This window comes from Aquirufa novilacunae, from assembly GCF_045310505.1.
In the GTDB taxonomy this organism is placed as follows: domain Bacteria; phylum Bacteroidota; class Bacteroidia; order Cytophagales; family Spirosomataceae; genus Aquirufa; species Aquirufa novilacunae.
The window spans coordinates 283,228-297,367 of record NZ_JBEWZG010000001.1 but is presented as its reverse complement, the minus strand read 5'-3'; the positions used below and the strand labels follow the sequence as shown (position 1 = coordinate 297,367).

At 39.5% G+C, this 14,140-nt stretch carries 12 protein-coding genes; 4 read left to right on the top strand and 8 right to left on the bottom strand.

The window, feature by feature from the left end:
* Window position 1: 1 nt before the first annotated feature.
* Both V7S74_RS01325 and V7S74_RS01320 read right to left on the bottom strand, forming a co-directional pair.
* Window positions 2–2,572 carry an ATP-dependent Clp protease ATP-binding subunit gene (locus V7S74_RS01325; protein WP_406776975.1) on the bottom strand — a complete coding sequence of 857 codons (2,571 nt, stop codon included), beginning with the start codon at window positions 2,570–2,572 and terminating at the stop codon, window positions 2–4.
* A 62-nt stretch (window positions 2,573–2,634) separates the two neighbouring features.
* Entirely contained in the window at window positions 2,635–3,231 is a 597-nt protein-coding gene (locus tag V7S74_RS01320) for a WbqC family protein (protein ID WP_406776974.1), read from the bottom strand.
* A gap of 51 nt (window positions 3,232–3,282) precedes the next feature.
* On the opposite strand from V7S74_RS01320, the gene V7S74_RS01315 reads away from it, so the two are divergent.
* Window positions 3,283–4,167 carry a lysophospholipid acyltransferase family protein gene (locus V7S74_RS01315; protein WP_406776973.1) on the top strand — a complete coding sequence of 295 codons (885 nt, stop codon included), beginning with the start codon at window positions 3,283–3,285 and terminating at the stop codon, window positions 4,165–4,167.
* On the opposite strand, the gene V7S74_RS01310 is transcribed toward V7S74_RS01315, so the two are convergent.
* The 5 genes from V7S74_RS01310 to V7S74_RS01290 all read right to left on the bottom strand — a co-directional run bounded on the left by V7S74_RS01310 (window position 4,164) and on the right by V7S74_RS01290 (window position 8,226).
* The gene (locus V7S74_RS01310) at window positions 4,164–4,787 is read right to left on the bottom strand and encodes an L-threonylcarbamoyladenylate synthase (protein ID WP_406776972.1); all 624 of its coding nucleotides are present in this window, start codon (window positions 4,785–4,787) and stop codon (window positions 4,164–4,166) included. The genes V7S74_RS01315 and V7S74_RS01310 overlap by 4 nt on opposite strands.
* Window position 4,788: 1 nt before the next feature.
* Window positions 4,789–5,628 (bottom strand): YihY/virulence factor BrkB family protein, encoded by an 840-nt coding sequence (locus V7S74_RS01305; RefSeq protein WP_406776971.1) that lies wholly within the window; start codon window positions 5,626–5,628, stop codon window positions 4,789–4,791.
* 67 nt (window positions 5,629–5,695) lie between these two features.
* Window positions 5,696–6,109 (bottom strand): acyl-CoA thioesterase, encoded by a 414-nt coding sequence (locus V7S74_RS01300; protein ID WP_406776970.1) that lies wholly within the window; start codon window positions 6,107–6,109, stop codon window positions 5,696–5,698.
* A 1-nt stretch (window position 6,110) separates the two neighbouring features.
* Window positions 6,111–7,145, bottom strand: coding sequence for an endolytic transglycosylase MltG (mltG, locus tag V7S74_RS01295; RefSeq protein WP_406776969.1), 1,035 nt, complete (start codon window positions 7,143–7,145; stop codon window positions 6,111–6,113).
* Between the two features lies 1 nt (window position 7,146).
* On the bottom strand, window positions 7,147–8,226 hold the full coding sequence (locus V7S74_RS01290) for an Ldh family oxidoreductase (RefSeq protein WP_406776968.1): 1,080 nt from the start codon (window positions 8,224–8,226) through the stop codon (window positions 7,147–7,149).
* Between the two features lie 88 nt (window positions 8,227–8,314).
* Between V7S74_RS01290 and V7S74_RS01285 the strand changes: the two genes are divergently transcribed.
* The 3 genes from V7S74_RS01285 to V7S74_RS01275 are packed head-to-tail and all read left to right on the top strand — an operon-like array spanning window position 8,315 to window position 12,973.
* Window positions 8,315–9,874, top strand: coding sequence for an FMN-binding glutamate synthase family protein (locus V7S74_RS01285; protein WP_406776967.1), 1,560 nt, complete (start codon window positions 8,315–8,317; stop codon window positions 9,872–9,874).
* A gap of 1 nt (window position 9,875) precedes the next feature.
* A complete protein-coding gene (locus V7S74_RS01280) occupies window positions 9,876–11,741 on the top strand; it encodes an ABC-F family ATP-binding cassette domain-containing protein (RefSeq protein WP_406776966.1) in 1,866 nt (621 codons plus the stop codon).
* 5 nt (window positions 11,742–11,746) lie between these two features.
* Window positions 11,747–12,973, top strand: a complete 1,227-nt coding sequence (locus tag V7S74_RS01275; protein WP_406776965.1) for a type IX secretion system plug protein — start codon at window positions 11,747–11,749, stop codon at window positions 12,971–12,973.
* Between the two features lie 42 nt (window positions 12,974–13,015).
* Here V7S74_RS01275 and ychF read toward each other — a convergent pair whose 3' ends face one another.
* Window positions 13,016–14,119: a redox-regulated ATPase YchF gene (gene ychF / locus V7S74_RS01270; protein ID WP_406776964.1), complete on the bottom strand. Its 1,104-nt coding sequence runs from the start codon at window positions 14,117–14,119 to the stop codon at window positions 13,016–13,018.
* Between the last annotated feature and the right edge of the window lie 21 nt (window positions 14,120–14,140).

The following is a 14,140-nucleotide window of genomic DNA, read 5'->3' as shown; positions in this document are numbered from 1 at the left end:
ATTATTTTTTTTGTTTGGTTAATTCTTTTCTTGTTTTTCTGGCCAAAGTCAATGCATCTTCCCCCTCTTCAAAATCAGCCACAATGTATTCCCCTTCAGCTAATGCACCTTTCAATATTTCCTCTGCTAAAGCATCTTCTAAATACTTCTGAATCGCTCTATTTAAAGGTCTAGCACCGTACTGAGGATCATAACCCTTATCGGCCATAAAGTCTTTCGCCTTCTCCGTCAATTCTACTTCAAAGCCAAGATTAGCTAAACGGTTCTTTAACTTAGTTAACATCAAATCAATAATCTGATGAATGGCCGGACGCTCTAACGAATTGAAGACAATGATATCATCTAAACGGTTAATGAACTCTGGCGCAAATGCCTTTTTCAACGCGTTTTGAATGGTTGTCTTAGCATACTCATCTAAGTTATCCACTTTAGATTTCGTAGAGAAACCAATTCCAGAACCGAAATCCTTCAAATCACGCGCCCCAATATTCGAAGTCATGATGATAATCGTATTTCTGAAATCTACGCGACGACCTAAGCCATCTGTTAAAATACCATCATCTAATACTTGTAAAAGCAAATTAAAAACATCTGGATGCGCTTTTTCAATCTCATCCAATAGAACAACAGCATACGGTTTACGGCGAATCTTCTCCGTTAATTGTCCACCTTCTTCATAGCCTACATATCCTGGAGGCGCTCCGACCAAGCGAGATACACTGAATTTCTCCATGTATTCACTCATATCGATACGAACTAAAGCATCTTCTTTGTCAAACAAATACGTAGCTAATACTTTCGCCATCTCCGTCTTACCTACACCCGTAGGGCCTAAGAAGATAAAGGAACCTATTGGTTTCTTCGGATCTTTTAAACCTACACGCGTACGTTGGATCGCTTTTACTAATTTCTTGATTGCATCTGGCTGTCCAATTACCTGATTAGACAACTCTTCTTCCATCAACAACAATTTCTCTCCCTCTTTAGCCGCCACACGATTAACTGGAATACCCGTCATCTGTGCAATTACTTCGGCTACATTTTCTTCGGTTACTGTGAATTTCTGCTTCTTCGAATCCTCTTCCCAAGCGGCCTTAGATTGCTCTAATTGATCAATTAATTTCTTCTCACGATCGCGTAATTGAGCCGCTTCCTCGTATTTCTGAGACTTCACCACTTGGTTTTTCTCTTTCTTTACGATTTCGATTTGGCCTTCTAAGGCTACGATATCTTCTGGAACATTGATATTCGAAATGTGTACACGAGCACCTACTTCATCTAATACGTCAATCGCCTTATCCGGCAAGAAACGATCGGAAATATAGCGATCAGATAATTTCACAGCTGAAATAATCGATTCATCCGTGTAGATTACATGGTGGTGATCTTCGTACTTATCCTTAATGTTGTGTAGAATCTCAATGGTTTCATCCACTGTTGTTGCATCTACCATAACAGTTTGGAAACGACGAGCTAATGCTCCATCTTTCTCAATATATTGACGGTACTCGTCTAAGGTCGTAGCACCAATCACTTGAATATCTCCACGAGCTAAAGCAGGCTTAAACATATTCGATGCATCCAATGAACCAGAAGCTCCACCAGCACCCACAATGGTGTGTAATTCATCAATGAATAAGATGACGTCAGTCGATTTCTCTAACTCATTCATTACCGCCTTCATACGCTCCTCAAACTGCCCACGGTACTTCGTACCTGCCACTAATGAAGCGATATCCAAGGTAACAACGCGCTTACCGAAAAGCACACGAGATACTTTCTTTTGTACAATACGTAAAGCTAATCCTTCCGCAATAGCTGTTTTACCTACACCGGGCTCACCTATGAGTATGGGATTATTTTTCTTGCGACGAGATAAAATCTGAGCAACACGCTCAATTTCTTTCTCACGACCCACGATAGGGTCCAACTTTCCGTTTTCCGCGATTTTAGTTAAATCACGGCCAAAATTATCTAAAACAGGCGTTTTACTTTTCTCTCCTGGTTTTGCTCCGGCAGCACTTGCGCCTGAAGAACCAGCAGAACCTGATCCAGCGCTATAAAGACGTGAATCGTCGTCATTATCATCCGTATCAGAGCTGGCTTTAGGATTTGCTCCTTGCCCATTTCCTGATTGGAATTCCACCATTTCTTTGATTAAATCGTAGTATACTTGGTATTTCTCCAAAATCTGTGTCGCCACATTATCCTCATCACGTAAGACAGCCATTAATAAATGATCTGTCTCTACCACATTGGTTTTGAAATACTTAGCCTCTAAATACGTCAAACGTAATACCTTCTCAGCTTGCTTTGTTAATGGGATATTTAACATATTCTCCCGATCAAAGGATGAACGGGTAGTGGAAGCGGTGGAATGTTCGATGCTTTGGCGTAAAGAATCCAAAGAAACACCTGAACGCAATAATAAATCAATACCAGGTCCTTGACCATCTCGAATCATCCCCAGCATCAAATGTTCAGTCCCGATGTAATCGTGACCTAAACGCAACGCCTCTTCTCTCGCTAGCGAGATGACTTCCTTCACTTTATTCGAAAATTTAGCCTCCATATCGTTCTTTTTATATCTTCAATTTGGTGATTCAACCATTTGAATACCTAAATTGTTCCCTTTTACTTCAAAAAAGTCAAGGACTCTTTCCCGTGATTCATTAATAAATCAATGATAGACAGGTTAGGAACAAACTCAGACCCAAAACATTGCCTGTAAGATCTATTAACATAGATTGAACGTTCTGTCCAATCCTTTTTAGCATTCATCTCATTGAAATAACTTTTACCCTCAAATTCCCCAAAACCTTCCGTTTTAGTATACTCGAATGGAGTATCTAAAATTCGATAAACAAAAGTTAAAAGTTCAATATTTAAATCTACTAAAAAATTCCTTTTTCTTGCAAAAATCTGGCTTAAATAAGGCCCAAAATATTCGTAAAAGGGAGAGTTACCATAAGCAGCTTGAATGGCACCTAGATGCTGTTTCATCCAGTTTTGGGAATAATCAATTTGAATATCCTTCGCTTTTATTTTCTGACCAGAGACATGCACTACCGGAATGCTTAAACGTTCCACTCCATTAGCCCCTAAAATTAGGCAGCGATTCCGATAGGTTTGCTTAGGGAAATTCTCTTCGACCTCGAATACCAAGTTTGGATTCTGAAGTAGAAGCGACATGTATTCTAGGCTAGGTAAATAATGAAGCTCAATGTGCATTCCCAAAAATAAATCGGATATTTGTGATTCGAAAGAACAAAGATAATAAGAATGAAAGCGTCTCCCCTGTTTCTGTACAAACTAATTGGCAAATTACCTTTGTCCCTGTTATATGGCTTCGCTTCCTTTTGTGCTTTCCTCTTTTATTACCTCATTCCTTACCGTAAAAAAGTCATTCAAGGAAATCTGAGCAATTCATTTCCAAAGGCCTCAGATAAAGAAATTAACCAGCTGACTTATCAATTTTACGGATACCTGACAGACCAATTAGTCGAGTTTTTCAAAGGTGTTTCCATCTCTAAGGAGGATATGTTAGCCCGTTTTGAGATTAAAAATGAAGAAATAGTTTCTGATTTTATTAACAAAGGGATTCCAGTCATCTTGGTTGCAGGACATCAAGGAAATTGGGAATGGGCCATCCATCGTTTAGCTTTAAGTAAGAATCCACATGATGTGATTTACCAAAAACTTAATAATCCCACTTTTAACGAGTTTACGAAACAAGTAAGGTCCCGTTTTGGCCATGTAGTATTATTAGAAAAAAGAGAATCTGTTCTTTTAACAAGAGAAAGAAAAGATATCCCGCGTGTCATTTGTTTAGCTGCAGATCAAGCTCCCCAAAAGCCTGAATCAGCCTATTGGACTACGTTTTTGCATCAAGATACTGCCTTCTTCACTGGTATGGAACGCTTCGCTAGAGACTATCAATATCCAGTAGTTTTTGCGGAATTGATTCGAACAAAAAGAGGTAAGTACACGATGACCTATGAATTATTAGCCAATGTACCATTCGATGAACTTGCACCTGGCGAAATAATCGAACGATTCGCAAGACGATTAGAGAAATCTATTAATGCATATCCAGAACAGTATTTGTGGTCACACAGACGTTGGAAGCACACTAAACCGGTGAAATTAAGCCTGAAGTGGTCTTAATTAAAATCAGAACAATCCCCTATTCCTTCCCGAATAATCTCGAATTCGTTTTCCATAATTTCGATAACACTCGATGGGGTATAACCACCCACTCCACCATCTAGGATTAAATCTACGGCATGACCGAGGCGATCAAAAATCAAACTAGGATCCGTATAATCTTCTAAATCTAAATCTTCCTGAGGCAAAGATGTCGTCAAAAGAGGTGAACCTAACAATTCAACAATAGAGAGAATTGGATGATAATCTGGAATCCGAATACCCACTGTTTTCTTGCCTTGAACTAAAATAGAAGGCACCTTACTGCTTGCAGGCAAAACAAAAGTATAAGCACCAGGCAGGTACCTTTTTAAAGTCTTGAAGGCAAAATCAGAGACTTTGGCATAATTAGCAATCGAACTTAAATCAGCACAAATAAAGGAGAATCTGTTCTTAGAGGCCTGAATCCCTTTAATTTCACAGATACGGTTGACAGCCTTCGTCGAATTAATATGGCAACCCAAGGCATACATGGTATCCGTTTTATAGATAATCACCGCATCCTTTTCTAAGGCTTTTACAATCTCATCTAGCGTAGATTGACTGTTATTCTTATCATACAAACGAATTAATTCTGCCATATTATTCTAAAAAATAATCCGTTTCTGCTTCTTCTTTTTCCTCTTTTACCTGATCAATACTAGCGTTAATCTCAAAACCTACGAGCAAAATCAGCGCGATAAAATAAAGCCAAACCATTAAAGCAATCAAGGATCCAATGGAACCATAGACCTTATTATAACTCGCAAAATTCACCAAATAATAGGAGAATAAATTCGTCACTAAAATGGTCAAAATAGAGGCTGTAATGGATCCTACATTAAAAAACTTCCACCGTTTCGTGATAGCTGGTGCATAATAATAGATGATCGAAATCGTCAAAAAGAAGATGGCAAAAATGAGGAAGTAGGTCAGAATATTCAATAAATAAAAATTGAAATCATAATCGATAAGCCCCTTCCCTTTCAAATAACCAATCACCAATTTACCAACGATAAATACGGAGAAAGCGGTAATCAACACAAAGGTCAACAGGAAATTCAAGGAAACGGCTATTACGCGCTCCTTAATTAGACCTCGATTTTCTTTAGTTCTATACGTCAAGTTAAATGACCTAATTAATGCCTGAATACCACTTGTAGAAGCGTAAAGGGCAAAAAGAAAACCAAATGACAATACGCCTCCCGATTTCTTTCGAATCAAATCCAACAATAATTCGGTGAAATCCTTTTGCAAATTCTTCGGAATCGAAGACTTCAAAAAATTCACCATTTTAATATCAAAATTATCAACTGGGATGTAGGCTAATAGAGAAAATAAAAAGATGATGGTCGGGAATACCGCTAACGTAAAGTTATAGGCCACCGCAGCCGCTCTTACATCGATATCGAAATGAAAGATTTTTTTATAAAGAATCGTCAAAATCCTCGCGAGAATATAATGTTCCTCGCAGTCCTTCCAAAACAACCTAACCTCTTTCCAAACCCTTCTAAGCATCACTTTTCTTTTCAATAATAGCCGAAATCAACCATTCAGGTGCTTTCACCACTTTTTTAGAAGCTAAATCCATAAAGACTAAGGTAGTCTTTCCTTCATGTAGCAACTCATCTAACTGATTATAAATGCGATATTCGAACTCAATACGAGCAGAGGGCATTTTGACCAAGGTACAATTAACCCTTAATAAGTCGTCATATAAGGCTGGTGCGTGGTATTTTGAATAATTCTCATATACCGGCAAACCTATACCTGCATCCTCTAATACCTTATAACTGACACCAATATCCCGTAATGTCTCCACTCGAGCAATCTCATAGAAACGCGCATAATTACCATAATAGACGTAGCCCATTTGGTCCGTATCCGCATAACACACTCGGTAAAAGACGCTATGAGTCAGCATATTAGTGAATTTTGTTTTTATCTAATGCCTTCTGGTAATCCGCTGCATTCTTCCTATGCTCCTCATAGGATACCGCAAAAGCGTGGTTCTCAGAAAAATCAGCTTTAGCACAGAAGTAGAGGTAGTCATGGTGTTCTAAATTCAACACTCGATCGATCACATCACCAGAAACAATCGAAATTGGCCCCGGAGGCAAGCCTGTATTTTTGTATGTATTATACGGAGAATTTAATGCCGTATACTTACTAGTTACTCGCTTAATCGTAAAATCTTTCCACGCAAAAACTACCGTAGGATCAGCCTGAAGTGGCATATTGGCCTGAAGTCGATTCCAATAAACACCCGCTACGCGCGCTTGCTCTTTCGAATTTTTAGATTCACCATAAACGATACTGGCTAAAATAGAAACCTGGACAGGTGTTAAGCCTAATTTCTGTGCTTCCTCTTTTCTTTTTGACGTCCAAAACTTCACATAAGCTTTATTCATCTTCTCCAAAAACTCAGGGAAAGTTGTTGTCCAATTCACCTCATAAGTATTAGGAACAAAAATCGCTGGGCTTGTTTCAGAATCAAAACCCCATTTTTGCATCATCTCCGTTGAATCAAGAACGGCATAAATCGCAGCAGAATCATAAGCAGTCTGATGCGCAATTCGACCAGCCATATCTTCCTTTAAACGGAAGTTATTAATAACCACTTTATAAGCATCCTGACGACCATTTCTTAGTTTACGAAGCAATTCCCAATTGCCCATCTCACTGTGAATGATATAACGCCCTGGTCGTACTTTATCTGGGTACTTTAGAACTTTAGCTAAAAAGCGGAAACTCAATTGATCGCGCACGATATCATGCTTCTTCAACGTATCTAGAACAGATTCGTAAGTAGCTTTTTGAGGTATAAATAATTCAAAAGGCTTGTTTGCTTCTACATTAAAATTCGGCGTTTTAAAAACTTGCCAAACATAATAGGAAAACATAGCTGAAACCAAGCTAAATAACAGAATGAATATTTTGATACGTTTATTCGTAACCATCTTAATCAATTTTAAAATCTAAGTTAAAACGGGTGGAAAGGGTTTTTAAATCCTCCACAACCGGGTTTAAAAGAGGAATACCCTCTATGCGGCGAATAGCCTCTAATTCACGTTCAGGATCACCAGGAATTAGCACTTGCTTTCCTTCTACGGCTTTAGCAGATCTAAAACGACGAATCCATTTATCCATATCCTGAGTAAAATCTTCAGCAGATCTAAAGGCATCCACGCGCATCGCACCTAGAAAATGCCCAGTCCCATTACCGACAGTTTCACCCGCCTGCATAAAGCCTGCTGTTGCAAATGGAGGCACCCAGGGTCCAAAATTTGCCCCAGAAAGAACCCCTGATAATATATCGACAATCGCACCTAAACCATAGCCTTTGTGCGAACCATGCTCGCGATCACCACCTAATGGCAATAAAGCTCCTCCATTTTTAATGGCAAAAGCATCATTACAGGGATCTCCATTCGCATCTTGCACCCAGCCATCAGGCGTGTCTAAACCTTTGCGTTGTAATATTTCTAATTTACCATACGCTACTGCCGTGGAAGCAAAATCAGCCACAAATGCGGGCTCCTCGTTTGCAGGAATCGCGACAGCAATAGGATTCGTGCCTAATAATTTCTCTTTTGAAAAGGTTGGAGTCACAAGCGGAGCCGCATGTGTCATTGCCCAACCAATCATTTGGGAAGGTAGCGCCTTCATGGCATGATAACCCGCAATTCCAAAGTGATTTGAATTCTGAACAGCCACCCATCCCGTACCAGCTTGTGCCGCTTTTTCACAGGCAATCTCCATAGCTTTAGGCGCTACCACTAATCCTAGCCCCCTATCTCCATCTAAAGTGGCGGTTGAAGGTGTCTCATGTAGAACTTTCACCTGAGGTTTTGTGTTTAGTCTACCGTGATCATATAGGCGCACATAACCAGCTAAACGAGCCACGCCATGCGAGTCGATACCCCGCGCATCCGCAGACACAAGGACATCGGAAGCTAAATCGGCATCTTGTTCACTACAACCTATGGCTGTAAAAACAGAGGCCACGTATTCTTTTAATAAATGATAATCTGCCTGCATAGTATAAACTAAACCACAAAGATAATTAGAACTATTGGTAATAATATTGCCAAAATGCACCTAAATTTGAATCAAAATTACATCAACAATGAACTTACTATCATCCGCCTGGTTTTGGTTACTTATCATTGTAGCCATCGTCATCATTCGTGACGTTTTCATTCAAAAAGCACATACCATTACACACAACTTCCCTATCGTGGGGCACTTCAGGTATTGGTTAGAACGTATTGGTCCTGAATTAAGGCAATACATTGTCGCCAATAACAGAGAAGAATTACCCTTTAATCGACAAGAGCGTTCTTGGATTTATGCTTCTTCTAAGAACGAAAATAACTTACAAGGTTTTGGAACTGATCAAGACTTCAGCTCTCCTGGTTATATCTTCATCAAAAATGCGATGATGGGATTCAATCCACCTGCGTCACATTTGTTCAAACAAAACCCAGGTGTTTTACCTGCCGCCAAAGTCATCGGGTTGTATCATAAAAGGGCCAAACCATTTCGTCCCTATTCGGTAGTAAATATATCCGGAATGAGCTTCGGGTCACTTTCGGCTAAAGCCGTCGAATCCTTAAATAAAGGTGCCTTATTAGCAGGATGTTACCACAATACCGGAGAGGGTTCTTTATCACCTTATCACCAAAACGGTGCTGATGTCATGTTAAACATTGGAACTGCTTATTTTGGCGTTAGGGAACTAGATGGTCGTTTTTCGATGGAAAAATTGAAACAAAAAGTAACAGACAATCCCTGTATTAAAGCCATTGAACTAAAACTTTCTCAAGGAGCTAAACCTGGAAAAGGCGGCATGCTACCTAAATCTAAAATCAATAAAGAGATTGCGGAAATTCGTCACATACCGATGGATAAAGATGCCATTTCACCTGCTTTTCACTCTGAATTCTCCAATGTACCCGAAATGGTCGACTTTATTGAAGCCATGGCAACTGAAACAGGTTTGCCTGTCGGTGTTAAATCTGCCATTGGCAAGCTAGAGCAGTGGGAAGAATTAGCTGCCTTCATGGCTAAAACGGATAAAGGACCAGACTTTATCACCATTGATGGCGGTGAAGGCGGTACTGGTGCTGCACCTCACGCCTTCGCAGATCACGTTTCGATGCCATTTACCTTTGCTTTTGCAAAGATTTACCAAATCTTTCAGCGTCATAATTTAACTGACAAAATCTTCTTCATTGCCTCGGGCAAATTAGGCTTCCCTGAAAAAGCCTTAATGGCATTTGCCATGGGGGCTGATAGTATTCACATTGCACGTGAAGCCATGATGTCAATCGGTTGTATTCAAGCACAAAAATGCCACACAAACCATTGCCCGACCGGTATTGCTACTTCTAATAAGTGGTTACAGGCAGGAATAGATGTGACCTTAAAAAGCGAACGCTATTACCGGTATCACTACACTTTAGTCAAAGAGATCGCTGAAATAACCCATGCCTGCGGGTATGAACATCCTTGCCAAATGACAATGGACGACATTGAGTGGTCTATGGGTGATAATAACCGTACAATGGCCTTGTCAAAAGCCTTAGGTTATACAAAAACAGATGTAAGCTATTCCGGATTAGAAGAATTAGTCAAATGTCCACATTTGGGTGGTCTAAATGCAAGAAAACGGCTATCTTTGTAACATGTTATCAATATCTAATTTAAACTTCTATTTCGGAAGTCGCGCTTTGTACGAAGGCGCAAGTTTGCATATCAAGCCTAAGACTAAAATCGGTTTAATCGGTGCCAATGGCACAGGAAAGTCTACCTTATTACGTCTGATTTCAGGGGAATACACCCCAGATGGTGGTACCATCTCCAAGTCAGGTGATTGTACGATTGGATTTTTAAACCAAGATTTATTATCCTATCAAACGGATGATAGCATTTTGAATGTGGCCATGCAGGCTTTTGAGAAGCAATTAGAACTTCAGAAAGAGATTGATAAAGTGCTTCATAAGATGGAAACAAATTATGAAGACAAAGACATCGATTTATTAGCTAAACTACAAGAAGATTTCGAACGATTAGACGGATATACAATCCAATCACGTACGGAAGAGATATTAGAGGGTCTTGGTTTTAGCACCGATGATTTACACCGCCCTTTGAAATTATTTTCAGGAGGATGGAGAATGCGCGTCATGTTAGCCAAGCTTTTGCTTCAGAAACCTGCCCTTCTCCTACTCGACGAGCCTACTAATCACTTGGACTTACCGTCTATTGAATGGGTAGAAAAGTATATTCATGATTACGAGGGCTCTATAGTCGTTGTTTCTCACGATCGTTATTTCTTAGATCGGACTATCGATAATATTGCCGAAGTTTCAGGAGCTAAGATCACCCTTTATCCTGGGAATTATTCCTTCTACATGGAGGAAAAGGCTTTGCGTAATGAAATTCAGAAAGGTGCATTTGAAAATCAACAAGCTCAAATTCGTCAAACAGAGCGATTTATTGAACGTTTTAAAGCCAAAGCATCGAAAGCTAGACAGGTTCAATCTCGTGTAAAAGCCTTGGATAAAATCGATATTATCGATGATGTAATTGATGAAAAAGCGAAAGTAAACTTCAAGTTTAATTTTGGTACAGAGCCAGGTCGCTTTATTCTATTCTTAGAACATATTTCCAAAGCTTTTGGAGAAAAAGTAATCCTTAAAAATACCTCAGCTACGATTAACCGAGGTGACAAAATTGCCCTTATTGGAGCAAATGGTAAAGGTAAATCTACTTTGCTTCGTATCATTTCAGGTACGGAACAAATTGATGGGGAAAGAAGAACGGGACATAATGTGATCGAATCCTTCTTTGCACAGCATCAATTAGAAAGTTTAACGGTAGAAAACACTTTAATTGACGAGCTAAAAGCAACAGGAACGACTAAAACGGAGATGGAATTACGTTCCGTGTTGGGCTGTTTCTTGTTCTCAGGAGAAGAAGTCTTCAAGAAAATTAAAGTTCTTTCTGGAGGTGAAAAATCACGTGTAGCTTTGGCCAAAGTATTAATTTCTGAGGCAAACTTCCTGTTACTCGATGAGCCTACGAATCACTTGGATATGCAATCCGTTAACATCCTGATTCAGGCCTTGCAGCAATATGAAGGAACCTATGTAGTTGTTTCCCACGACCGCTATTTTGTGACTAACATCGCGAATAAGATTTGGTACATTGAAGATCATGAGATCAAAGAATATCCAGGCACTTTCGATGAGTACGAGACCTGGATGGCCACACGCGAAACATCAAAACCAGTCGCTGCAAAATCCGTAGCAAAACAAAAGCCGGAACTAGCACCTGTAGAGGCAAAGACTCCGAATCAAGCGAAACAAATTGAAAAATTAGAAGCCGAAATTATGGTGATTGAAAATAACATCGCCTCTATCGAAGCCCAAATGGTCGATTTAGCTAATGCCGCGGATTATACTGGATTAAAGAAATTAGAAGCAGACCTAGCTACTGAAAAAGAGAAGTTATCAGCAACGACTGCTTCTTGGGAAGCCTTAATATAAATCACATGAAGACCTATTTATCGCTTTTGCTTATAATAGGTCTTCCTTTTTTAGGAATAGGCCAAATACAGTCCAAAATTCACCATTCGAATATCAAGACAGCATTTGTCAAAAATTCAAATGTACTCTTACATCCAAATGTTGTCCTCAATTTAGGATCAGAGCAAAACTCTACGCTTCAATTCGATGATTTAGGTCTAAATTACCCTAACTATTACTTTAGATTAATCCATTGCCAGTCTGGTTGGAAACCATCCCCCCTTTCCGATATTGAATACTTACAAGATTTCAATGATATTCCCCTTCGCAATCCGGAATCATCCATCGGCACAAAAGTACCTTATCTACATTATACTATTCCTCTTCCTGCCGTAAAAGTCAGTGGTAATTACGTAGCGATGGTATATAATAAGCGAAACAAAAAAGACACCGTTTTATGTGTTCGTTTTTCAGTGGCAGAACAAATCGTACGAGTTAGCCCTCAAATTTCCTACGCAAAAACAAATAACCTACGCGCAAGTCATCAAAGTGTAGATTTCAAATTAAATATTCCTCCGTTTTTAAATTTTACAGGAGATGATCAATTATCTATCCAAATACGACAAAACTATCAATCTGCCAATTTGCTAAAAAAGCTCCCAATGGGACAATTTAATCAGCAAGACAACACACTAAGTTTCCCCTTCTTCAGCCAGGAGAATGCCTTCCCTGGTTCCAATGAATTTAGGTTGATTGATCTGAGAAGCTCACAACAAAAGTTAAACTTTGTCGATCACATTGAAACAGGTGAAAAGATTAATCGAATTAGCACGCAAGTTGAACAAGCTCAAGGCCTCTATCCCTATATTCAACGAAATGATTTGAATGGTGCTTACGCCATTGAATCCTATGAAAACAAAGACAATCCCTTGTACGCTGATTATGTCAAGTGTACATTTCAATTAAAACCCATTGATACCCCTCAGTCCCTATTTCTAATTGGTGGTTTTAATGATTATCAGCTAGAATCCTCCCTTGAATTGAATTCAACTACAGGCTATTTTGAACATACCGAGTTACTGAAGCAGGGCATTTATAATTACCAGTATAAAAGCAAAAATCCCTCTAACACGACATTAGAGGGAAATTATTCTCAAACCGAAAATATTTACGAGATTCTCATTTACTTCCAAAAACCAGGAACCAGATATGATTCGTTGGTGGGATATACGACAGTGGTCAGTGGGCAGTAGCCTGTCGCTAGTCACTAGTCGCTAGTCACTAGTCGAGAGTCGTTATACGTTAAAGCGGAAGTGCATAATGTCTCCATCCTGCACCACATACTCCTTACCTTCCACACTTAACTTACCCGCCTCTTTACATCCTGCTTCTGTTTTGTAAGCTACGTAATCAGCTAATTTAATCACTTCCGCACGGATAAATCCACGTTCAAAATCGGTGTGAATCACACCTGCTGCCGCGGGAGCTTTCCAGCCTTTTTGAATTGTCCAGGCACGAACTTCTTGAACACCCGCTGTGAAGTAGGTAATCAAGTTCAACAAGTGGTACGAACTACGAATCAATTTGTCTAAACCTGATTCTTTCAAACCATATTCTTCCAAGAACATCGCACGATCATCCATATCTTCCATTTCAGCAATTTGGGCTTCCAAAGCCGCACAAACTACGACTACTTCCGCATTCTCAGGTGCCACATTCGCTTTTAATTCATCCACATATTGATTTCCACCAGCAGAAATAGAGGCTTCATCTACGTTAGCCACATAAATAACTGGCTTATCAGTCAATAGGTATAAATCCCCAATCGCTGCCTGACGTAAATCATCATCCATCACGACAGTTCTGGCAGATTTACCTTCTTCTAACGTTGCTTTGAATTGTTGTAAAGCGGCTAATTCTGCTTTTGCTTTCGCATCCCCTGCTTTAGCTGCACGCTCCGTTTTAGAAATCTTTTTATCAACAGAATCCAAATCTTTAATCTGAAGCTCTAAATCGATAATTTCTTTATCACTAACTGGATTTACACGACCTTCCACGTGAACGATATTTTCATCTTCAAAACAACGCACGACGTGAATAATGGCATCCACTTCTCTAATATTGGCTAAAAATTTATTTCCCAAACCAGCACCAGTAGAGGCTCCTTTCACAAGACCTGCAATGTCGGTAAACTCGATTACCGTAGGTAAAATACGGTTTGGTTTCACTAATTCTGCTAACACATTTAAGCGCTCATCAGGAACTGTTACAATCCCCACATTCGGTTCAATCGTACAGAAAGGATAATTAGCTGCTTCTGCTTTGTTAGAAGAAATAGCACTAAATAATGTTGATTTTCCTACGTTAGGCAATCCGACAATTCCACAAGTTAATCCCATAGTAATTTTAAAAATGAAAGC

Coding starts and splice junctions, on each gene's coding strand:
- V7S74_RS01325 (WP_406776975.1), bottom strand. CDS start 2,572: ATGGAGGCTAAATTTTCGAATAAAGTGAAGGAAGTCATCTCGCTAGCG.
- V7S74_RS01320 (WP_406776974.1), bottom strand. CDS start 3,231: ATGCACATTGAGCTTCATTATTTACCTAGCCTAGAATACATGTCGCTT.
- V7S74_RS01315 (WP_406776973.1), top strand. CDS start 3,283: ATGAAAGCGTCTCCCCTGTTTCTGTACAAACTAATTGGCAAATTACCT.
- V7S74_RS01310 (WP_406776972.1), bottom strand. CDS start 4,787: ATGGCAGAATTAATTCGTTTGTATGATAAGAATAACAGTCAATCTACG.
- V7S74_RS01300 (WP_406776970.1), bottom strand. CDS start 6,109: ATGCTGACTCATAGCGTCTTTTACCGAGTGTGTTATGCGGATACGGAC.
- mltG (WP_406776969.1), bottom strand. CDS start 7,145: ATGGTTACGAATAAACGTATCAAAATATTCATTCTGTTATTTAGCTTG.
- V7S74_RS01290 (WP_406776968.1), bottom strand. CDS start 8,226: ATGCAGGCAGATTATCATTTATTAAAAGAATACGTGGCCTCTGTTTTT.
- V7S74_RS01285 (WP_406776967.1), top strand. CDS start 8,315: ATGAACTTACTATCATCCGCCTGGTTTTGGTTACTTATCATTGTAGCC.
- V7S74_RS01280 (WP_406776966.1), top strand. CDS start 9,876: ATGTTATCAATATCTAATTTAAACTTCTATTTCGGAAGTCGCGCTTTG.
- V7S74_RS01275 (WP_406776965.1), top strand. CDS start 11,747: ATGAAGACCTATTTATCGCTTTTGCTTATAATAGGTCTTCCTTTTTTA.
- ychF (WP_406776964.1), bottom strand. CDS start 14,119: ATGGGATTAACTTGTGGAATTGTCGGATTGCCTAACGTAGGAAAATCA.